Consider the following 20,832-nt stretch of genomic DNA (forward strand, 5'->3'; position numbering starts at 1 on the left):
AATACCCTGACCTTAACCCATCGCCAAGCGCCAGGGTTTCAATCCAGGGAACAAAGACAACGGCCGCCCGAAACAGGTTGTCCGGGCGGCCGCGAGAGGGTGTCTGCGCCGGTCGTCAGCTTGTGGCGCTCGGGGCGTTCAGCACCAGCATCACGGTGGCCAGCGGCGGCACGGTCAGCACCAGCGATTGCGCGTGGCCGTGCGAGGCCTGCTCGTCGGTGGCCAGCACCGCGTTGTGCAGGCCGCTGCCGCCGTAGATGACGGCGTCGGTGTTGATGATCTCGCGGTAGTTGCCCGCCGCCGGCACGCCGATGCGGTAGCCAGGACGCGGCACGGGCGTGAAGTTGCACACCACGACGACGCTGCTGCCGTCCTCGGCATGGCGGGTGAACGACAGCACCGAGTTCTGCGCATCGTCATGGCTGATCCAGCCGAAGCCCGCCGGCGTGAAGTCCAGTTGGTGCAGGGCGCCGAAGTCGCGGTAGACCGTGTTCAGGTCGCGCACCAGGCGCTGCACGCCTTGATGGTGCGGGTAATCGACCTGATGCCACGGCAGGCTCTTCTCGGCGTTCCACTCGTCGCCCTGGCCGAACTCGCAGCCCATGAACAGCAGCTTCTTGCCGGGGTGGCCCCACATGAAGCCGTAGTAGGCGCGCAGGTTGGCAAAGCGCTGCCATTCGTCGCCGGGCATGCGGCCCAGGATCGAGCCCTTGCCGTGCACCACCTCGTCGTGCGAGAGCGGCAGCACGAAGTTCTCGCTGAACGCATAGACCAGCCCGAAGGTCATCTGGCCGTGGTGGTGCTGGCGGTGGATCGGGTCCTGCTGCATGTAGCGCAGCGTGTCGTTCATCCAGCCCATATTCCACTTGTAGTGGAAGCCCAGGCCGCCGCTCTGCAGGTCGGGGCTGGGCGGGCGCGACACGCTGGGAAACGCGGTCGATTCCTCGGCCACCGTGATGGCCTCGGGCCGCTGCGTGCCGACGATGTTGTTCATGCGGCGCAGGAAGTCGATCGCCTCCAAATTCTCGCGGCCACCGAACTGGTTCGGAATCCACTCGCCTTCCTTGCGGCTGTAGTCGCGGTAGAGCATCGATGCCACCGCATCCACGCGCAGGCCGTCGATGCCGTAGCGCTCGATCCAGTACAACGCGTTGCCGACCAGGAAGTTGCGTACCTCGGTGCGGCCGTAGTTGTAGATCAGCGTCTGCCAGTCCTGGTGGAAGCCTTCGCGCGGGTCGGCGTGCTCGTACAGGTGCGTGCCGTCGAACTGGGCCAGGCCGTGGGCGTCGGTCGGGAAGTGGCCCGGCACCCAGTCGAGGATCACGCCCAGGCCGGCGTCGTGCGCGGCACGCACGAAGTGGCGGAAATCGTCCGGGCTGCCGAAGCGCGAGGTCGGCGCGTACATGCCGGTGGGCTGATAGCCCCACGAGCCGTCGAACGGGTGCTCGTTGACCGGCAGCAGCTCCAGGTGGGTGAAGCCCATGTCGCGCGCATACGGAATCAGCTGGTCGGCCAGCTCGCGGTAGGTGAGCCAGTCGCCGGCGGCGTTGCGGCGCCAGGAGCCCAGGTGCACCTCGTAGATGCTGACCGGCGCGCCCAGCGCGTTGGCGCTGCGGCGCTGTTCGGTGCCCGGCACCACCGGCGGCAGGCCATGCACGACCGATGCGGTCTGCGGCCGCATCTCGGCGCGGAAGGCGACCGGGTCGGCCTTGAGCGACAGGCTGCCGTCGGCGCCCTTGATCTCCAGCTTGTAGAGGTCCCCCGCGCCCACCAGCGGCACGAAGACTTCCCACACGCCGCACTCGCGCCGCAGCCGCATCATGTGGCGGCGGCCGTCCCAGTTGTTGAAGCTGCCGACCACCGAGACGCGCTGCGCGCTCGGCGCCCAGACGGCGAAGCGGGTGCCGGCCACGCCGTCGATCTCGGCCAGGTGCGCGCCCAGCTGCTCGAACGGCCGGTGGTGCGTGCCCTCGGCCAGCAGCCACAGGTCGGTGTCGCCCAGCAGCACGGGGAAGCGGTAGCAGTCCTCCAGCAGCTGGCGGTGGCTGCCCCAGTCGACGTCAAGCTGATAGGCCGGGCGATCACCGCCGGGCGCCACCACGGCCTCGAACAGGTCGGAGTCCGGCGCGCGCTGCAGCGCCGCCAGCGTCTTGCCGCTGGTCTTGTCGACCACCGCCACCGACACCGCGCCGGGCAGCAGCGCCCGCACGGTCCAGGCGCCGCCGGCCTCCTGGTGCGGCCCGAGCACGGCATAAGGGTCGCCGTGGGCGCCGGTCATCAGGGCAGAGACTTCGTCGCGGTTGAGCATGGGGGACTCCTCAGATCGTTATGGACTCGCCGCCGCAACGGCGAGCCTGGAAATTCAGCGGGGGCACTGCAGCCAGAGCATCTGGTAGGCGCCGAGTGTGACGTCAGCGCGCAAGTCCAGGGCCAGGTTGCTGATCAGATCGACCGCCTGCGCCGGCATGCCGGCCAGCACTTCGGCACTCACGGTCTGCGGCAACTCGCTGAAGTTGCCCAGCACCAGCACCTCGGACTGCAGGCGGCCATCCTGCCAGAGCTGGCGCTGGTAGCCCAGCACGGCGGCGTTCTTGGTCCAGAACGCGGCCAGGCGGCCGTTGGCGAAGGCCGGCAGGTGCTGGCGCAAGTTGATCAGGTGGCGCAGGCCGGCAAAGATGCGGCCGGGCGCCGTGCTCGGGTCGTGACGCTGCGCGGCGCGCGCCAGGTCACGGCGCGGGCGGTGCACCCAGCGGCTGTCGCCGGCCTGGGCCGGGTCGGCGGCCCAGTGCGGGTCGTTGAGCGCGCCGACTTCGTCGCCCAGGTAGATCAGCGGAATGCCGCCCGACGACAGCGCCACGCCGTACAGCAGCAGCAGGCGCGCGACCGCGTGCGGGTCGTCCTGCTCCAGCCCGACCAGCGAGGCCGCCGTGCCGCTGATGCGGCAGTCGCCGGTGGCCGGGTTGTCCTGGAACGGCACGCCGCGCGCGAAGCTGCCTTCGAAGCGGTTGACGAAGAAGCGGTTCAGGAAGGTACGGTGATCAAAGCCGTTGATGCCGAACTGGATCGCGTCCTCATCGGCGAATGTCCAGCCGATGTCGTCGTGGCTGCGCACGTAGTTGACCCAGGCGGTGCCGTCGGGGATGTGGTGGCGCTGCTCCAGCGCCTGCTGCAGCATGTTGACCTCGCGCGTGGCCAGCGTGTTCCACAGCAAGGCCATCTGCAGCGGGTTGTACGAGATCTGGCACTCGGCCGGCTCGATGTACTTGACCACGTCGTCCGGGTGCACGATGGCCTCGGACTTGAACAGCAGCGCGGGTGCCGCGATGCGCGCCAGCGCGTTGTAGGCGCGCAGCAGGTGGTGCGCCTCGGGCAGGTTCTCGCAGGAAGTGCCCATGCGCTTCCAGATGAACGCGACAGCGTCCATGCGCAGGAACTCGACGCCGAGGTTGGCGATGAACAGCATCTCGCCGGCCATCGCGTTGAAGACCTCGGGGTTGCTGTAGTTCAGGTCCCACTGGTAGCTGTGGAAGGTGGTCCAGACCCAGCGGCCGTCGGGCAGCTGGCTGAAGGCGCCGGGGTGCTCGTCGGGGAAGATCTCGCGCACCGTGCGCTCGTAGGCGTCGGGCTGCTGGCGGTCGGGGAAGATCAGGAAGAAGTCGCTGTGGAAGGCGTCGTGCGCCTTGGCGGCCACCGCCCACTCATGTTCGTCGCTGGTGTGGTTGAAGACGAAGTCCAGCACCAGCGAGATGCCTTCTTCGCGCAGGCGCTCGGCCAGGCGACGCAGGTCGGCGATGCGGCCCAGGCTGGGCTTGACCTCGCGGTAGCTGCTGACCGCGTAGCCGCCGTCGCTGTGCGGCTCGGGGCACAGATAGGGCGGCATCAGGTGCAGGTAGGTCAGGCCGAGTTCCTTGAAGTAGGGAATCTGCGCCTCGACGCCCTTCAGGTCGCCGGCAAACAGGTCGACGTAGCAGACGCCGCCCAGCATGCGGTTGGACTGGAACCAGTCCGGTGCGGCCTCGCGCTGCGCGTCCAGTGCCTTGAGCGCCGGCGAGCGCTCGCCCCAGGCGCTGTAGGCGTTGGCCAGCAGCTTGATGAGGAAGGCCTCGAAGTCCTCGCGCCAGCCGTACAGCGGTGCCAGTTCCTGACGCAACGCGCCAGCGTGGGCACGCACGCGGGCGTCGAACGCCGGCCAGTCGGCCTGGCCGGCAAAGCGCTGGGCCAGCTCGGTCCAGACGCGGCCCAGTTGCGCGTCCGGCGCGACCCAGGCCGGTGCGGCGGGCACGGCAGGCGCTGCAGCCACGGCCACAGCCACTTCCGCAGGCGCAGCAACCGCCACGGCCTTGGGCGCTTTCGGTGCCCTGGGCGCGCGCGGCTTCGGCGTCTTGGCCGCCGGGGGCGTGGCAGCCGGATCAGTGGCAGCGGTCTGGGTGACAGTTTTGGGGGTGGATTTGGAGATAGTGGCCATCAATGCAGTCTCATCTAGCCCGGCAGCATCAGGCCGCCAGGCGCAGAACACGCGCCTCGTAGGGGCGCAGGGTCAGGGCGCGCAGGTCGTCTGCGGCGCTCGTATCGTCGTAGTTGCCCATCAGCAGCTCGGTCGCGTGACCGGGCACCTCGGCCGGCAGGCTGAAGGCCTGCGGCGCGGCGCTGAAGTTGCACAGCACCAGCAGCCGTTCATCGGCCAGCGTGCGGGTGTAGGCATAGAGGTGCGGGTGATCCGGCAGCAGCAGGTCGTAGCGGCCCTGCACGATGACCGGATGCGCCTTGCGCAGCGCGATCAGTCGCTGGTAGTAGTGGAAAACCGAGCCGGGATCGGCCAGCGCCTGCTCGGCGTTGATCTGCGGATAGTTCGGGTTGAGCGCCATCCACGGCGTGCCGGTGGTGAAGCCGGCGTGCGCGCCTGCCGTCCACTGCAGCGGCGTGCGGGCGTTGTCGCGGCTCTTGACGTGGATGGAGTGCAGCATGTCGGCCGGCGCCACACCGCGCTCGGTGGTGGCGACGCGGTAGATGTTGAGCGTCTCGATGTCGCGGTAATCGTCGATCGACGCGAACGCCACATTGGTCATGCCCAGCTCTTCGCCCTGGTACACATAAGGTGTGCCCTGGTGCAGGTGCAGCCAGGTGGCGAGCATCTTGGCCGACACCACGCGATACGCATCGCTGTCGTCCCCGAAGCGCGATACCGAGCGCGGCTGGTCGTGGTTGCACAGGTACAGGCTGTTCCAGCCGGTGCCCGCCAGCTCGTCCTGCCAGCGTGACATGGTGCGCTTCATGTCGCGCAGGTCGAGCGGTTTCAGGTCCCACTTGCCACCGATGTGGCCGCCCTGGCTGTCGAGGTCCATGTGCTCGAACTGGAACAGCATGTTGAGCGAGCCGGTCTGCGCGTTGGTGATCTCGCGGCCCTGCTGGGTGGTGGCCATCGGCGCTTCGCCGACGGTGATGGTGTCGTAGTGGTCCAGCACCTCGCGCTTCATTTCGGCCAGGAACTCCAGCAGGCGCGGGCCGTTGCAGGTCAGCGCGAAGCCGGGCTGCAGGAAACCGTCGCGCACCACCGGCGCATCGGGCAGGCTGCCGTCCTCGCGCCAGGGCTTGGAGATCATGTTGATGACGTCCATGCGGAAGCCGTCCACGCCGCGGTCGAGCCAGAAGCGCATCAGCGCATAGACCTCCTGGCGCAGCGCCGGGTTCTCCCAGTTGAGGTCGGGCTGCTTCTTGCTGAACATGTGCAGGAAGTACTCGCCGGTGGGCTCGTTCCACTCCCAGATCGAGCCGTTGAAGGCGGCTTCCCAGTTGTTCGGCGCGTTATGGGGAAAAACGCCATCGGCTTTCGGCTCGCGCCAGATGTAGTGGTCGTGGAAGGGGTTGTCGCGGCTGGTGCGCGCCTGCTGGAACCAGGCGTGCTCGTCGGAGCTGTGGTTGACGACCAGGTCCATCATCAGCTTGATGCCGCGCGCGTGCATGCCGGCCAGCATCTCGTCGAAGTCGGCCAGGGTGCCGAATTCGCTCATGATGTTGCAGTAGTCGCTGATGTCGTAGCCGTTGTCGTCGTTGGGCGAGGAGTAGATCGGCGAGAGCCAGATCACGTCGACACCCAGCTGCTGCAGGTAGTCGAGCTTGCTGGTGATGCCCTTCAGGTCACCGACGCCGTCGCCGTTGCTGTCGCAGAAGCTGCGCGGGTAGATCTGGTAGACGACGGACTCTTTCCACCAGGAGGACAAAGGAGGAACGACGTGCGGGGCAGCGTGGCTCATGGCGGGATTCCCGGGTTCAATGACGTTTCGGCGACGTAAAAACGCCCCGCCCCACACCAGGGTGGTCGGGGCGGATGCGGCGCTCGGTGGCAGACACCGGCTGAGCCGGTGTCGCGGACTTCAGGCCGGCAACTGGGTGGTGCGGCGATAGGCGTCGCCGCTGGCGTCGAACAGGTGGCAGTGCTCGGGGCGCAGGCGCAGCGTGACGTTGGCGCCGGGCGACTGGGTCGCATGGCCTTCCAGGCGCAGCGTGGCCAGCGGCGCGTCAGGCGCCACATCGAGATACAGCAGCGAGATATCGCCCAGCCGTTCCATCTGACGCAGGCTGGAGTGCAGGATCGAGCCTTCGCCCGAGTCGCCCGCCAGCAGGTGCTCGGGGCGGATGCCCAGCGAGACCTTGTCGCCGGCCTTGGCCGAGCGCGCATCCACGGCGACGGTGATCTGCTCGCCGCGCACTTCGACCACGGCGTGGTCGGCCTCGGCCCGCACCAGGCGGCCGGGCAGGATGTTCATCTTGGGCGAGCCGATGAACTCGGCCACGAACAGGTTCTGCGGCCGGTGGTAGAGGTCCATCGGCGTGCCGAACTGGGCCACGCTGCCCTTGGTCTCGACGTCCTTGCCGGCGCGCAGCAGCACGATCTTGTCGGCCAGCGTCATGGCTTCGACCTGGTCGTGCGTCACGTAGATCATGCTGGCCGAGCCGAGGTCATGGTGCAGCTTGGCGATCTCCAGACGGGTCTGCACGCGCAGCGCGGCGTCGAGGTTGGACAGCGGTTCGTCGAACAGGAAGACCTTGGGCTCCTTGACGATGGCGCGGCCGATGGCCACGCGCTGGCGCTGGCCGCCCGAGAGCGCCTTGGGCAGGCGGTCGAGCAGCGGCGTGAGCTGCAGGATGTCGGCAGCGGCGTTGACCTTGCGCTCGATGGCAGCCAGATCAGCGCCCAGCACCTTGAGGCCGAAGCCCATGTTCTGGCGCACCGTCATGTGCGGGTAGAGCGCGTAGCTCTGGAACACCATCGCCACGCCGCGCTTGGCCGGCTCCAGGTCGTTGACGCGCTGGCCTTCGATCAGCAGGTCGCCGCTGGTGATGTCTTCCAGTCCGGCCACCATGCGCAGCAGCGTGGACTTGCCGCAGCCCGACGGGCCGACGAAGACGCAGAACTCACCCTGCTCGATCGTCAGGCTGGCGTTGTGGATGGTCAGCGGCAAACCGGGGGCATAACGCTTGTTGACCTGCTTGAAATCGATGCGGGACATGGCGCTCTTTCAGGTGATGGGCTTCGGGTGGGTATCGGAATCAGGGCTGCGCTTCAGCCCAGGCGCGCAAACAGCACGCCCCAGGGGGCAAACGTCAGCGTCTGGCCTTGAACGCTGACGCCATCGGCGCCGCTGTCGCTCAGCACATGAGCCACGGCGTGGTTGGCGTCCAGCGTCAGGCGGGCTGGCGTGTCGCTGAAGTTGAAGGCGCAGAGCACGCGCTCGTCGCCCTGGCTGCGCACATAGGCCAGCACTTGCGGGTCGGCCGGCAGCAATTGCAGCGCACCCTTGATCAGGGCGGGCTGCGTGCGGCGCCAGGCCAGCAGGTGTTGGTAGTAGTGCAGCAGCGAGCCGGCATCGGCCTGCTGCACGTCAACAGCCTGCGCGCGGTGCGCCGGCGCCACCGGCAGCCAGGGGTTGACGGGTGCGGCAGCGCTGCTGAAGCCGAGATCGGCCTGGGACGAGTCCCACGGCATCGGCGTGCGGCAGCCGTCGCGGCCCTTGAACTCCGGCCACATCGTGATGCCGTAGGGGTCCTGCAGGTCCTCGAAGGCGATGTCGGCTTCGGTCAGGCCGAGTTCATCGCCCTGGTAGATGCAGACGCTGCCGCGCAGGCTCAGCTGCATGGCCGCCGCGGTGCGCAGCATGGCGGCGCGCGACGCCACGCTCAGGTGGCCGCCCCAGCGCGTGGCCAGGCGGGTGACGTCGTGGTTGGCCAGCGCCCAGCAGGCCCAGCCTTGCTCGGGCGTGGCGGCCACGTCCTCGAACTTCTTGATGATGCTGCGGATGAAGGGCGCGCTGCCGTCGGGCGCGAGCAGGTCGAAGCAGTAGCCCATGTGCAGCTTGTCGCCGCCTTCGGTGTACTGCGCCACCATCAGCATGCCGGACTCGTCGCCGATCTCGCCGACCATGGTGGTGTCGGGGTACTGGTCGGTCAGTTCACGCATGCGCTGCAGGAAACCGAGCGCATCGGGCCGGCTGCGGTCATAGACGTGCTTCTGCCAGGCGTAGGGGTTGTTGGCCTGCACGGTAGGGTTGCTGCCGTCCGGCTCGCCCAGGCCGGGATTGGAGCGCAGCTGTTGGTCGTGGAAGCAGAAGTTGATGGCGTCGAGCCGGTAGCCGTCCACGCCCATTTCCAGCCAGAACTTGACGCTGGCGAGCAGCGCGTCCTGCACCTCGCGGTTGTGGAAGTTGAGGTCGGGCTGACTGGCCAGGAAGTTGTGCAGGTAGTACTGGCGGCGGCGCGTGTCCCACTGCCAGCTGCTGCCGCCGAAGACGCTCAGCCAGTTGTTGGGCGGGTTACCGTCATCGCGGGCGTCGGCCCACACATACCAGTCGGCCTTGGGGTTGTCGCGGCTGGAGCGGCTTTCCTTGAACCATTCGTGCTGGTCGGAGCAGTGCGACAGCACCTGGTCGATCATGACCTTGAGGCCAAGCGCGTGGGCGCGGTCGATCAGGGCCTGGAAGTCGGCCAGCGTGCCGAACATCGGGTCGATGTCGTTGTAGTCGCTGACGTCGTAGCCGAAGTCCTTCATCGGGCTCTTGAAGATCGGCGAGAGCCAGATCGCATCGACCCCGAGCGCGGCCACGTGGTCGAGCCGGGCGGTGATGCCGGGCAGATCGCCGATGCCGTCGCCGTTGCTGTCGGCAAAGCTGCGCGGGTAGATTTGGTAGATCACGCCGCCGCGCCACCACTCGTTGTTGGGCGCCTTGGTAGGGGTCAGGGAACTGGTCATGTCGATGTGGAAAAGTTCAGAGCACCCGGGCGAGGCGCGCGAACAGCACACCCCAGGGCTCGAAGGTCAGATGGGCGCCATGGCCGTCGTGCTGGGCGCTGGCGCCTGCGGCGCCGCTCTCATGCAAGACCGAGGCCACGGCCATGCCGGCGGGCAGCTCGAAGCGCGCCGGCTGATCCGACAGGTTGAAGGCGCACAGCACCTGCTCGTCGGTGTGCTCGGCGCGCTGTTCGCGCACGTAGGCCAGCACCTGCTCATGCACCGGCAGCAGGTGCATGTCGCCGTGGATCAGCGCCGGCACGCCACGGCGCCAGCGCAGCAGTTGCTGGTAGTGGTGGAAGAGCGAGTGGGCATCGGCGGCCTGCACATCAGCCGCCAGCGCGCGGTGCGACTCGGCCACCGGCAACCAGGGCTTGGCGGGTGCAGCGGCGGTGCTGAAGCCCAGGTCGGCCTTGCCCGATTCCCACGCCATCGGCGTGCGGCAACCGTCGCGGCCCTTGTAGTCGGGCCACATCGTGATGCCGTAGGGGTCTTGCAGGTCTTCGAAGGCGATCTGCGCTTCGGGCAGGCCGAGTTCGTCGCCCTGGTAGATGCAGGAACTGCCGCGCAGGCTCAGTTGCAGCGCCGCCGCCAGCCGCAGCAGGCCCGGCGCCGGGTGCGCTCCCCCCCAGCGGGTGGCGACGCGCGGAATGTCGTGGTTGGTGATGGCCCAGCACGGCCAGCCGCTGCCGACCACCTGGTTGAAGCGGGTGAAGACGCCGTGCAGGTAGGGCGCGCTGTGTGGCTCGCCGAGCAGGTCGAAGCAGTACGCCATGTGCAGCTTGTCGCCACCGCTGGTGTACTCGGCCACGCGGGCCAGGCCGTCGTCGTCACCGATCTCGCCGACCATGGTGGTGTCGGGGTACTGGTCGAGCAGCGCACGCAGGCGTTGCAGGAACACCAGGTTCTCGGGCTGGCTCTTGTCGTGGCGGTGCCACTGCCAGGCGTAGGGGTTGACCGGGCTGACCGCCGGGTCGCTGCCGTCAGGCATGCCCCGGCCCGGGTTGCTGCGCAGTTGCTGATCGTGAAAGTAGAAGTTGACGACGTCGAGCCGGTAGCCGTCCACGCCCAGCTCCAGCCAGAACTTGACCGACGCCAGCACCGCGTCCTGCACCGCAGGGCAGTGGAAATTCAGGTCGGGCTGGCTGGTCAGGAAGTTGTGCAGGAAGTACTGCCGGCGGCGGGTGTCCCACTGCCAGGCGCTGCCGCCGAAGATGCTCAGCCAGTTGTTGGGCGGGTTGCCGTCGTCTTTCGCATCGGCCCAGACGTACCAGTCGGACTTGGCGTTGTCACGGCTGCTGCGGCTCTCGACGAACCAGGGGTGGACATCGGCGGTGTGCGAGTACACCTGATCGATCATCACCTTGAGGTTCAGCGCGTGAGCCCGCGCCACCAGTGCCTTGAAATCGTCGAGCGTGCCGAACATCGGGTCGACATCGCAGTAGTCGCTGATGTCGTAGCCGAAGTCCTTCATCGGGCTCTTGAAGAACGGCGACAGCCAGATGCCATCGGCGCCGAGCGCGGCGATGTGGTCGAGCCGGGCGGTGATGCCCGGCAGATCGCCCACGCCGTCGCCGTTGCTGTCGGCAAAGCTGCGCGGGTAGATCTGGTAGATCACCCCGCCGCGCCACCAGTTGGCATTCGATGTCTTGGCTGCCGTCATCACGCTCACCTCAACCCTTGATGGCGCCTGCGGTCAGGCCGGAGACGATCTTCTTCTGGAACACCAGCACCAGGATCACCAGCGGCACGGTCACGATCACCGAGGCGGCCATGATGCTGCCCCACGGCACTTCATAGGCGGTGGCACCGGTGATCAGCGAGATGCCGACCGGTACGGTGCGCTGGCTGTCGTCGGACACGAAGGTCAGCGCGAACAGGAATTCGTTCCATGCGCCGATGAAGGCGAGCAGGCCGGTGGAGACCAGCGCCGGCGCGAGCAGCGGCATGAAGATCTCGAAGATGATGCGCAGCGGGCCGCAGCCGTCCATGATGGCCGCCTCTTCCAGCTCTTTGGGCAGGCCGCGCATGAAGGTCGTCAGGATCCAGACCGTGAACGGCAGCGTGAAGATGGTGTAGGGCACCACCAGGCCGATCGAGCGGTTGTAGAGGCCCAGGGCCTGCATCAGCTCGAACATGCCTGACAACACCGCCACCTGCGGGAACATCGACACCGCCAGGATCGCCAGCAGCAGCATGCCCTTGCCCTTGAACTGGATGCGGCCCAGTGCGTAGGCGGCGGTGATGGCCATCAACATCGAGATCACCACCGTCACCGAGGCGACCAGCACCGAGTTGGCGAGCTGGCGGCCGAAGGGCTGGCGCCCCTCGAACAGCTGGATGTAGTTCCTGAGGGTCGGCTCGTCGGGAATCAGGTTCGGGCTGAACAGCGCCGAGCCGGTCTTCAGCGACGTGGCCACCGTGTAGATGAAGGGGTAGACCGACGCCACGACGACCAGCGTCGCCAGCGCGTACAGAACGATGGAACCCCAGAGCGGGCGATGGTTCATCAGTTCGACTCCTCGTTGAGCTTGACGCGGGCGGCACGCATGAAGAGCAGCGCCGTCAGGAAGATGATGATCGTCAGCGACGTGGACGCGGCCGAGCCGTAGCCCAGGTTGCCGTTGTCCACCATCTCGCGGCGCACGAAGCCCGACATGCTGATGGTGCTGCCGCTGTTGGAGGTCAACACGAAGATCAGGTCGAAGATGCGCAGGGCGTCCAGCAGGCGGAAGATCACGGCGACCATCAGCGGGTGCTTGATCAGCGGCAGCGTCACGCTCCAGAACACGCGCAGCGGGTGCACGCCGTCGACGCGCGCTGCTTCGTAGCAATCCTTGGGTAGGGTCTGCAGGCCCGCGAGGATCAGCAGCGCCATGAAGGGCGTGGTCTTCCAGACGTCCACTGCCACCACGGTCCACAGTGCATAGGCCGGGTCCGCGGTGAAGGCGATCTTGGCGGAGATGATTCCCCAGTCGAGCAGGATCTGGTTGAACAGGCCGAACTGGTCGTGCAGCATCCAGCCCCACATCTTGGCCGACACGATGGTCGGAATGGCCCAGGGCACCAGCACGGCGGTGCGCACCAGCGCACGGCCCTTGAATTCCTGGTTGAGCAGCATGGCCACGCCCAGGCCGCACAGGGTTTCGAGGATCACCGAGACGATCGAGAACTTGAAGGTGTTCCGGATCGAGGTGCCCCAGTCGCTGGCCCAGAAGCCTTCGGTGTAGTTCGAATTGGCAAACAGGCCGAATTCGCCGAAATAGTTGCCAAAGCCAACATAAGTGCTGGCGGTGATGTCGTTGATGTTGGTTTCAGTGAAGCTGAACCAGATCGATCGCCCCAGCGGCCAGCCCGCCACCAGAAGCATCAGGAACAGCATCGGCGCCAGGAAGATCCAGGCTGTGCGAGTTCGGTTTTTCATCGGGGTGCGCCCAGGCATACGGAACGATCAAGCGGGCAAGCAGCTCCTGCCGCCACCCGCCACAGGGACCCGTCACACGCGTGACGGGCACCGATTCAGCAGATCACCACTTGGTGCGCTTGATCTGCTTGAGCTTGCCTTCAAGCTTCTTGACGGCTTCTGCGCCGGTGGTCTTCTTTTCCATCACGTCGTGCGCTGCGTCCCAGAACGCGTTCGACACTTCCGGGTACTTCAGGCCCGTGGCGGTGGCCGGACGGGCTGCCGCGTTGGTGAAGACGTCCAGCAGCTCGACCATGAAGGGGTTCGCCTTGGCGATGTCCGCGTCCTTGTAGAGGTCAGGAATGGTCGGGTTGTACGAACCACCCACAGCGCGCTTCTTCTGGATCTCCGGGCTGGTCATGTACATGGCCAGGCTGGCGGCAGCATCGACGTTCTTGGAGTACTTGGACACCGCCAGTTGCCAGCCACCCAGGGTGGCGGCCTTCTTGGCGCCCGTGCCCGAGCCTGCCGGCAGAGCGGCGACGCCGATCTTGCCCTTGATCGGGCTGTCGGCGGCCTGACCCAGCGACCACGCATAAGGCCAGTTGCGCATGAAAGCGGCATTGCCGTTCTGCCACACGCCGCGCGAATCTTCTTCGCCGTAGTTCAGCACGCCAGCCGGGGCGATGGTGCCGATCCACGAAGCGGCCGTGTCCAGCGCCTTGGCTGCACCCGGGTTGTTGATGGTGATGTTGCCGTCCTTGTCGACGATGGTGCCGCCGCCGAAGCTGTAGACCCACTCGAGGGCGTCGCAGGTCAGGCCTTCATAAGCCTTGGCCTGGAACACGAAGCCCTGGAAGTCGGCCTTGCCGGCAGCGCGCTCGCCGTCCTGGATCTTCTTGGCCGTGGCGGCCAGTTCTTCCCAGGTGTTGGGGGCCTTGGCGCCGTACTTCTCGACCAGGTCCTTGCGATAGAACAACAGGCCGGCGTCGGTGAACCAGGGCATGCCCAGCAGCTTGCCGTTGACGGTGTTGTTGGCCACGATCGCGGGGAAGTGCTTCTTCTCTGCACCCTTGCTGTACTTGCTCAGGTCGACCAGGTGATCCTTGATCACGCCGGGCCAGACCACGTCGATCATGATGACGTCGAGGTCGGACGACTTGGCCGCGAACTGCTGGCGCAGCAGCGCCAGGTTGTCGGTGGTGCTTGCCGGAGGCGAGTACATCTTGACGGTGTGGCCGTTGGCCTTGCCCCAGTCTTCGGCGTACTTGCCGCAGTACTCCACGTCCGCCGCGTTCGAGCCGCAGGAGATGGTGATGGTGGCCGCGTGCGTGCCTGCGAGGGCACCGAACGCCAGCGCAATGCCGGCTGCAACTTGCTTGATCATGATGGACATGGTTGTTTGTCTCCGCAGATTGGGTGGCTAGACTTGCCACAATCAAGAATGTAATTTTCTTACATCGACACCGGAATCAGGGTAAACACCAAGCGCGCAACAAGCCAAAAAAAGAAATTCTTGCAATGAACTACTTGGGATGCAAACGATTGCGTTGAAGAGGTCGTTTCACTCAAGTGCCACTTGCATGGCTGTAATGACTCAACACAGTTACGGCGTAATTTCATTACAATTTATTTGCATGAAACCTGTTGATCCTCACCCCTATGCCGATGGACCGCGGCTGCTGGCCGATGTGGGGGCCTCGAACCTGCGGCTGGCGCTGGAGTCGGCGCCCGACGTCTATCTGGCCTATGACGTGCTGGCCGCCGATCGCTTCGATACGCTCGAAGCCGCGCTGCGCACCTTTCTGGCCGAACACGGCCAGCCGGTGGTGCGGCATGCCGCGTTGTCGCTGCCCAACCCGATCACGGGCGACGAGGTCCGGCTGACCAACCGGTCGTGGGCGTTCTCCGTCAGCGCCATGCGCCGCAGCCTGGGGTTGAAGACGCTGGTGGCGGTCAACGACTACAGCGCGCTGGCGATGGGCCTGACGCGACTGGAGGCGCATGAGCGCGTCAAGGTCGGCAGCGGCGAGGCCCAGCCCGGTGGCGTGATCGGCGTGATCGGCCCGGGCAGCGGCCTGGGCGTGTCGGCGCTGGTGCCGGTGCAGGACCGCAGCGTCGCGCTGGCCAGCGAGGGCGGCCACGTCAGCTATCCGCCGCAGGACGACGATGAAGCGGCCATCGTCGAGCGCGCGCTGGCGCGCTACGGCCACGCCTCGGGCGAGCGGCTGATCTCGGCCTCGGGGCTGGAGTTGATCCATGAGGTGCTGGCCGAACGCGCAGGGCAAATGTTGATCACACCGCTGACCGCGCCGGAGATCTCGGCCGCCGCCCTGGCCGAGCCGCCTGACGCGACCGCCCGGCGTGCGCTGGCGGTGTTCTGCGCCATGCTCGGCACGGTGGCGGGCAATCTGGCGCTCACGCTGGGCAGCACCGGCGGGCTCTACATCGGCGGCGGCATCGTGCCGCAGATCCTGCCGTTCTTCGAGCACTCGGCTTTCCGCGAGCGCTTCGAGCGCAAGGGCCGCTTCGCGCCCTGGCTGGCGCGCATTCCGACCTGGGTGGTCGACGCGCCGCATGCAGCGCTGCGCGGTGCATCGGCGTTCCTGGAAGACCACCTCACCGCCGACCAGGGCGCCGCGCCCCTGCTCGATGACATCCGCGCCGCGCTGGAGCGGCTGACCGCTTCCGAGCGATTGGTGGCGCAGGATCTGCTGTCGGCACCGCGCGCCTGGATGAGCGACCCGATCGTACGCATTGCCGAGCGCTGCGGCGTCAGCACGCCCACGGTGATGCGCTTCTGCCGCTCGATGGGCTTCAAGGGCTTGGCGGACTTCAAGCTGCGGCTCGGCTCGGGCCTGTCGGGCACGACCAAGGTGGCGCACAGCGAGGTGCAGGCCAGCGACCCGGCGGCCGAACGCATCGGCAAGATCCTGAACAACTCGATCTCAGCCTTGATCGCGCTGCGCGACCGGCTGCACCCGGATGTGTTCGAGCGCGCGGTGCACACGCTGGCGCGTGCCCGCCGCATCGAGATCTACGGCACCGGCAACGCCGCGATTGCGGCCGAGGACGCGCAGAACAAGTTCGGCCGGCTGGGCCTGACGGCGGTGGCGCGCACCGACGCCGCGCTGCAGAGCCTGAGCGCGGCGTTCCTGGGGCCTGACGATGTGTTGCTGGTGCTGTCCAACTCCGGCGCGATGGAGCCGCTCAACGAAGCGGTGGCGCGGGCGCGCCGCGCCGGCACACCGGTGATCGCGATGTGCCCGCAGCGCAGTGAGCTGGGCCGCATGGCCGACATGGTGCTGCCGGTCGAGCACGCCGAGGACGCGCAGGCCGTGGTGCCCATGGTCTCGCGCCTGATGCAGACCGTGATCCTGGACGTGCTGGTGAGTGACCTGGCGCTGGAGCGGCGCGCGCTGATCAACGCCGCGCTGGCCCGGCAGGATGATCAGCGCTTCGGCAAGCTCAGCTCGCACAGCCGCTGATCGTCCGGGGTGGCTCCCTGCGGGGGAGCCCCCGGCTTTCGGCTTTTACTTCGCCGTCGGCATCACGAACTCGGCACCCTTGGGCGTGCTGGCCGCCCAGCGCTGCATGACGCTCTTCTGCTTGGTGTAGAAGCGCACGCCTTCTTCGCCGTAGGCGTGCATGTCGCCGAACAGGCTGCGCTTCCAGCCGCCGAAGCCGTGCCAGGCCATCGGCACCGGAATCGGCACGTTGATGCCGACCATGCCGACCTGGATGCGGCGGGCGAATTCGCGCGCCACGCCGCCGTCGGCGGTGTAGCAGGCCACGCCGTTGCCGAACTCGTGGGCGTTGACCAGGTCCACCGCGTCGCCAAACGACTTGACGCGCACGCAGGCCAGCACCGGGCCGAAGATTTCTTCCTTGTAGATGCGCATCTCGGGCGTGACGTGGTCAAACAGCGTGCCGCCGGTGAAGAAGCCGTTTTCGAACCCTGCGACCTTGTGGCCGCGGCCATCGACCACCAGCTGCGCGCCCTCTTCCACGCCGATGCCGATGTAGCCTTCGATGCGGTCGCGCGCCTGGGCGGTGACGATCGGGCCCATTTCGGCGTCCAGCTCCATGCCGTTCTTGATCTTGAGCTGGCGGGCGCGCTCGGCCACCAGCGGCACGATCTTGTTGGCGATCTCGTCACCGACGAACACCGCCACCGAGATCGCCATGCAGCGCTCGCCGGCCGAGCCGTAGGCGGCGCCGATGAGGGCGTCCACGGTCTGCTCGACGTCGGCATCCGGCATCACGACCATGTGGTTCTTGGCGCCGCCCAGGGCCTGCACGCGCTTGCCGTTGTGCGCGCCGGTTTCGTAGATGTACTGGGCGATGGGGGTGGAGCCGACAAAGCTCAGCGCCTTGACGTCAACGTGGTTCAGCAGCGTGTCCACCGCCAGCTTGTCGCCCTGCACGACGTTGAAGACGCCGTCCGGCAGGCCGGCCTGCTTGAGCAGGTCGGCCATGAACAGGCTGGGCGACGGGTCGCGCTCGCTGGGCTTCAGCACAAAGGTGTTGCCGCAGGCGATCGCCACCGGGAACATCCAGGCCGGCACCATGACGGGGAAGTTGAACGGCGTGATGCCGGCGACCACGCCGAGCGGCTGGCGCAGCGTCCAGTTGTCGATGCCGGTGGAGACCTGGTCGGTGAAGTCGCCCTTGAGCAGCTGCGGAATGCCGCAGGCGAACTCGACGATGTCGATGCCGCGCATCACTTCGCCTTGCGCGTCGGTGAAAACCTTGCCGTGCTCGGCGGTGATCATGGCCGCCAGCTCGTCCTTGTACTGGTTGAGCAGCGCCAGGAAGTTGTTCATGACGCGGGCACGGCGGATCGGCGGCGTGTCGGCCCACTTCGGGAAGGCGGCCTTGGCCGAGGCGACAGCGGCGTTGACTTCATCGACCGAAGCCAGCGCGACCTGGCGCGCCACCGCACCGGTCGTGGGGTTGTACACCGCCTGCGAGCGGCCGCTGCTGCCGGCGACGCGCTCGCCGTGGATGTAGTGGCCGAGATCGGCGGTGGCGGTGTAAGCGACGGGTGCGGCCATGGGAAATCTCCGAATCAGTGGGGGCAGGACGATGCATCGCAGTCTAGGCAGCCGCGCAACCGCTGACTATCCCTGGCGACGGGATACACCGTTCAATAAAATGAACAATCTTCAATACAAACCCTAAACAACCATGGAAGCCAAACGCGTCGACGGACTCTGGTCGCACATGCACTGGCTGACGGTGCTGGGCGACCTGGGCAGCTACACCGCCGCCGCCCAGCGGCTGGGCGTGAGCAAGGCGGCAATGAGCCAGCGCATCTCGGAGCTGGAGCGCGCCATGGGCGTGCCGCTGGTGCAGCGCACCACGCGCAGCGTGCGCCTGACCGAGGCCGGCCAGCAGCTGGCCGACGCCACGCGCAGCGGCTTCGAGCAGATCGAGCGCGGCTTTGCCGGCGTCAAGGACCTGGCCGCCGCGCCGCGCGGGCTGCTGCGCGTCACCGCGCCCGTGGCGCTGGGCCGCCAGCAGATCGTGCCCACGCTGCCCGACTTTCTGCGCTCGCATCCGGAAGTGCGCATCGAACTGGTGCTGTCGGACCAGATCGTCTCGCTGGCGCAGGAAGGCTTCGATCTGGCCGTGCGCCACACTGCCCGCCCGCCCGAAACCCACGTCGCCTGGACGCTGACCGAAACGCGCTCACTGCTGGTGGCCAGCCCGTCCTACCTGCAGCAGCGCGGCACGCCTCAGCACCCGGGCGACCTGGCCGCCGACGCAGCGTTACACGATTGCCTCTACTACCCTCGCGCCGGCGCGGCGCCCACCTGGCAGTTCCGGCATACGGATATCAGCGTGGCGCCGATCACCGTGGGCATCCGCGGGCCGTTCAGCGCCAACAACAGCGAGGCGCTGCGCGAGGCCGCGCTGGCCGGGCTGGGCGTGGCGCTGCTGCCCGACTTCAGCGCGCAGACCGAATTGCGCAGCGGCCGCCTGCTGCAACTGCTGCCCGACTGGGCGCCGATGGGTGTCTTCGGCGAACACCTCTACGCGCTGCGCCCTTACAGCCCCTACGTACCACGCGCAGTGCACGCGCTGGTGGCGCACTTGCGGACGGTGTTCAAGCCGGGGTTCGGGCTGTGACGCAGCGACGAAGTCGGCTTAGGACTGGGCTTCGCGCGCCGCGCGCCGGTAGGTCTCGCTCAGGCGCTGAAAGTCCGGGTCGGCGCTGACCCGCTCGTCCAGACCGGCCGGCCGCGTGGCCAGGGCGAATTCGATTTCGTCGGATTCGTCCGCGTCCTGCACCGACACCTGCTCATCGGCCAGTGACAGGCGGCGGCCGGATTCGGCGCTGCGCATCGCCAGCTCCATCACCTGCATCGTCAGCAGCGCCTGCGTGGCGGGCACCGGGTTGTCGCCCTGGCCTTGCAGCGCGGCGGCGATGCCGGCGTAGTAGTGGCGATAGTCGCCGGGCAGGCGCGCCAGCGGCGTGGCGGCGCGCTCGGTGCGGGTGTTGGCGCCGGTGAGCACGTCGCGCCAGTCCATCCACTGCATCGGGCGCGCATCGTCGCCCCAGCCGGACGCGCCGGGCACCATGCCGGCCTTGAGCTGGTCTTCCTGCGTGTCCAGGCCGTGGCAGGTCACGCTGCCCAGGCTGCCGTGGGCCTCGAAGCGCGGGCCGGGCAGGGCGGCCAGGCGGGTGCAGTGCAGCGTGACGCGGCACGGGCCGGCGCCCAGTGCGGTGGCGCGGTCGTAGCCCAGCACGACCTGGGCGTAGTCGGTTGACTGGCTGCCGGCGCGCAGCGTGGCCAGGTCGGCGCTGACGGTGTCGGGCGCGCCCAGCAGGCACAGCGCCTGGTCGACCAGGTGCGGGCCCAGGTCATACCAGAGACCGGCGCCCGGGCCGGCGTTTTCGCGCCAGCGGTCGCGCGGGATCGGGTCATAGCGGTCAAAGCGCGAGGTCAGCTCGCGCACCTCGCCCAGCGCGCCGCTGCGCAGGTGCGCCGCCAGCGTCAGGAAGTCGCCATCCCAGCGCCGGTTGTGGAACACCGATAGCAGCAGGCCGCGCTCATCGGCCAGCGCGACCAGTTCGCGCGCCTCGGCCAGCGTCACGGTGAAGGGCTTGTCGATCACCACCGCCTTGCCCGCCCGCAGCGCCGCGCGCGCCAGCGGGTGGTGGCTGTCGTTGGGCGTGGCGATCACGACCAGATCGATGCCCGGCGCCTGCACGGCGGCCAGGTAGTCGGCCGTCACCGCCACATCAGGCAGATCGGCGTGCACGCGCGCCGCGTCGCTCGACGCTACCAGCGCAAGCGCCAGCCCCGGCACGCTGCGGATCAAGGGGGCATGGAAGGTGCGGCCGACGTAGCCGTAGCCGATCAGGGCGACTTGGAGGGGGGTGGAATTCATGGTGGTCGGGGAGGAGGGCGTGCGGGGGCTGAAGCCGGTCAGGCGGCGATCACGAGGTCGGTGTATTTGCGCAAGACCGCATCGGCCGAAAGGAGCCTGAGGGGTTCCGTCATGGCCTGGGCCAGCAGAAGATGATCGAATGGATCGTTGTGATACCGGGTGATCCGGCTCACCTGGGCCGAGTGTGCGGCGCGGACAGGAAGTTCGATGAAGCCGCTGGCGTCGATGGCCGCAACCAGTTCGTCGGTATCGGCCTCGATCTTGCCCAGTCGAGCTTTGATGGCGATTTCCCAGATCGATGCTGCAGACACATAGACCTCATCGGCTGCCTCGATCAGTCGCATCAACGGCCCTCGAATTCAGCCAGGACTTCAGCGGTTAGGGGAGCATCGAAATCGGGCGCTATTTGCACCTTGTCGCGCAGCACACCAAACTTGACGACCCGCTTGGGTGGCTCCAGTTGCGTGATGCGCACGATCGGCTTGCCACGGCGGCTGACCACGATCTCTTCGCCAGAGACCACCTTGTCGACCAACTGGGATAAGTGCAGCTTGACGTTCTGAATGTTCACGGTCTCCATAGCGGTGACTCCTGGTGGGTGCCTTACAAGCACAGGCGCCACGCAGTTTAGTGCGGATCAGGCTGGCTGGGCGGATGTCTCCCCCTGGAATCCCTCGCCCAAAAAAAGACCGCAAGCACCTTGCGGAGCTTGCGGTTTGAATGAACAAGTCATCGCCCGGAGAGA

Annotated in this window: 15 protein-coding genes; 2 read left to right on the plus strand and 13 right to left on the minus strand. The window is 67.3% G+C overall.

The annotated features are described in order from the left end of the window. Positions 1-115: 115 nt before the first annotated feature. From glgB to AC5IG3_RS03500, 9 genes are all read right to left on the minus strand, one after another. Positions 116-2,308 carry a 1,4-alpha-glucan branching protein GlgB gene (gene glgB, locus AC5IG3_RS03460; RefSeq protein ID WP_491904879.1) on the minus strand — a complete coding sequence of 731 codons (2,193 nt, stop codon included), beginning with the start codon at positions 2,306-2,308 and terminating at the stop codon, positions 116-118. 54 nt (positions 2,309-2,362) lie between these two features. Beyond that, positions 2,363-4,465 carry an alpha-amylase family protein gene (locus AC5IG3_RS03465; RefSeq protein WP_491904880.1) on the minus strand — a complete coding sequence of 701 codons (2,103 nt, stop codon included), beginning with the start codon at positions 4,463-4,465 and terminating at the stop codon, positions 2,363-2,365. A 28-nt stretch (positions 4,466-4,493) separates the two neighbouring features. Continuing rightward, on the minus strand, positions 4,494-6,251 hold the full coding sequence (locus AC5IG3_RS03470) for a glycoside hydrolase family 13 protein (RefSeq protein WP_491904881.1): 1,758 nt from the start codon (positions 6,249-6,251) through the stop codon (positions 4,494-4,496). Between the two features lie 120 nt (positions 6,252-6,371). Then, positions 6,372-7,508, minus strand: a complete 1,137-nt coding sequence (locus AC5IG3_RS03475) for an ABC transporter ATP-binding protein (protein ID WP_491904882.1) — start codon at positions 7,506-7,508, stop codon at positions 6,372-6,374. Positions 7,509-7,561: 53 nt separating this feature from the next. After that, positions 7,562-9,244, minus strand: a complete 1,683-nt coding sequence (locus AC5IG3_RS03480; protein ID WP_491904883.1) for an alpha-glucosidase family protein — start codon at positions 9,242-9,244, stop codon at positions 7,562-7,564. Between the two features lie 16 nt (positions 9,245-9,260). Beyond that, positions 9,261-10,946: an alpha-glucosidase family protein gene (locus tag AC5IG3_RS03485; RefSeq protein ID WP_491904884.1), complete on the minus strand. Its 1,686-nt coding sequence runs from the start codon at positions 10,944-10,946 to the stop codon at positions 9,261-9,263. 10 nt (positions 10,947-10,956) lie between these two features. After that, positions 10,957-11,793 carry a carbohydrate ABC transporter permease gene (locus AC5IG3_RS03490; protein ID WP_491904885.1) on the minus strand — a complete coding sequence of 279 codons (837 nt, stop codon included), beginning with the start codon at positions 11,791-11,793 and terminating at the stop codon, positions 10,957-10,959. Beyond that, positions 11,793-12,707 (minus strand): carbohydrate ABC transporter permease, encoded by a 915-nt coding sequence (locus AC5IG3_RS03495; RefSeq protein WP_491904886.1) that lies wholly within the window; start codon positions 12,705-12,707, stop codon positions 11,793-11,795. Before AC5IG3_RS03495 ends, AC5IG3_RS03490 begins: the two co-directional genes overlap by 1 nt. A gap of 103 nt (positions 12,708-12,810) precedes the next feature. Continuing rightward, a complete protein-coding gene (locus AC5IG3_RS03500) occupies positions 12,811-14,082 on the minus strand; it encodes an ABC transporter substrate-binding protein (RefSeq protein ID WP_491904887.1) in 1,272 nt (423 codons plus the stop codon). A gap of 241 nt (positions 14,083-14,323) precedes the next feature. Here AC5IG3_RS03500 and glk point away from each other — a divergent pair, with 241 nt between their 5' ends. Beyond that, positions 14,324-16,174, plus strand: coding sequence for a glucokinase (gene glk / locus AC5IG3_RS03505; protein WP_491904888.1), 1,851 nt, complete (start codon positions 14,324-14,326; stop codon positions 16,172-16,174). Positions 16,175-16,219: 45 nt separating this feature from the next. On the opposite strand, the gene AC5IG3_RS03510 is transcribed toward glk, so the two are convergent. After that, entirely contained in the window at positions 16,220-17,743 is a 1,524-nt protein-coding gene (locus tag AC5IG3_RS03510) for a CoA-acylating methylmalonate-semialdehyde dehydrogenase (protein WP_491904889.1), read from the minus strand. Between the two features lie 133 nt (positions 17,744-17,876). Here AC5IG3_RS03510 and AC5IG3_RS03515 point away from each other — a divergent pair, with 133 nt between their 5' ends. After that, entirely contained in the window at positions 17,877-18,821 is a 945-nt protein-coding gene (locus tag AC5IG3_RS03515; protein ID WP_491904890.1) for a LysR family transcriptional regulator, read from the plus strand. 18 nt (positions 18,822-18,839) lie between these two features. Here the strand turns inward: AC5IG3_RS03515 and AC5IG3_RS03520 are convergent, their stop codons facing one another. From AC5IG3_RS03520 to AC5IG3_RS03530, 3 genes are read right to left on the minus strand one after another with little or no spacing between them, the layout of a single operon-like run. Beyond that, positions 18,840-20,087: an oxidoreductase gene (locus AC5IG3_RS03520; protein ID WP_491904891.1), complete on the minus strand. Its 1,248-nt coding sequence runs from the start codon at positions 20,085-20,087 to the stop codon at positions 18,840-18,842. A gap of 38 nt (positions 20,088-20,125) precedes the next feature. Beyond that, complete coding sequence (locus AC5IG3_RS03525) at positions 20,126-20,431, minus strand: type II toxin-antitoxin system VapC family toxin (RefSeq protein ID WP_491904892.1); 306 nt, start codon at positions 20,429-20,431, stop codon at positions 20,126-20,128. Next, a complete protein-coding gene (locus AC5IG3_RS03530) occupies positions 20,431-20,667 on the minus strand; it encodes a type II toxin-antitoxin system Phd/YefM family antitoxin (protein ID WP_491904893.1) in 237 nt (78 codons plus the stop codon). Before AC5IG3_RS03530 ends, AC5IG3_RS03525 begins: the two co-directional genes overlap by 1 nt. Positions 20,668-20,832: the final 165 nt, after the last annotated feature.

This window comes from Leptothrix sp. (in: b-proteobacteria) (genome assembly GCF_965250675.1).
GTDB lineage: Bacteria > Pseudomonadota > Gammaproteobacteria > Burkholderiales > Burkholderiaceae_C > Sphaerotilus.

Coding starts and splice junctions, on each gene's coding strand:
- AC5IG3_RS03520 (WP_491904891.1), bottom strand. CDS start 20,087: ATGAATTCCACCCCCCTCCAAGTCGCCCTGATCGGCTACGGCTACGTC.
- AC5IG3_RS03500 (WP_491904887.1), bottom strand. CDS start 14,082: ATGTCCATCATGATCAAGCAAGTTGCAGCCGGCATTGCGCTGGCGTTC.
- AC5IG3_RS03530 (WP_491904893.1), bottom strand. CDS start 20,667: ATGGAGACCGTGAACATTCAGAACGTCAAGCTGCACTTATCCCAGTTG.
- glk (WP_491904888.1), top strand. CDS start 14,324: ATGAAACCTGTTGATCCTCACCCCTATGCCGATGGACCGCGGCTGCTG.
- AC5IG3_RS03475 (WP_491904882.1), bottom strand. CDS start 7,508: ATGTCCCGCATCGATTTCAAGCAGGTCAACAAGCGTTATGCCCCCGGT.
- AC5IG3_RS03485 (WP_491904884.1), bottom strand. CDS start 10,946: ATGACGGCAGCCAAGACATCGAATGCCAACTGGTGGCGCGGCGGGGTG.
- AC5IG3_RS03495 (WP_491904886.1), bottom strand. CDS start 12,707: ATGAAAAACCGAACTCGCACAGCCTGGATCTTCCTGGCGCCGATGCTG.
- AC5IG3_RS03480 (WP_491904883.1), bottom strand. CDS start 9,244: ATGACCAGTTCCCTGACCCCTACCAAGGCGCCCAACAACGAGTGGTGG.
- AC5IG3_RS03490 (WP_491904885.1), bottom strand. CDS start 11,793: ATGAACCATCGCCCGCTCTGGGGTTCCATCGTTCTGTACGCGCTGGCG.
- glgB (WP_491904879.1), bottom strand. CDS start 2,308: ATGCTCAACCGCGACGAAGTCTCTGCCCTGATGACCGGCGCCCACGGC.
- AC5IG3_RS03465 (WP_491904880.1), bottom strand. CDS start 4,465: ATGGCCACTATCTCCAAATCCACCCCCAAAACTGTCACCCAGACCGCT.
- AC5IG3_RS03515 (WP_491904890.1), top strand. CDS start 17,877: ATGGAAGCCAAACGCGTCGACGGACTCTGGTCGCACATGCACTGGCTG.
- AC5IG3_RS03510 (WP_491904889.1), bottom strand. CDS start 17,743: ATGGCCGCACCCGTCGCTTACACCGCCACCGCCGATCTCGGCCACTAC.
- AC5IG3_RS03470 (WP_491904881.1), bottom strand. CDS start 6,251: ATGAGCCACGCTGCCCCGCACGTCGTTCCTCCTTTGTCCTCCTGGTGG.
- AC5IG3_RS03525 (WP_491904892.1), bottom strand. CDS start 20,431: ATGCGACTGATCGAGGCAGCCGATGAGGTCTATGTGTCTGCAGCATCG.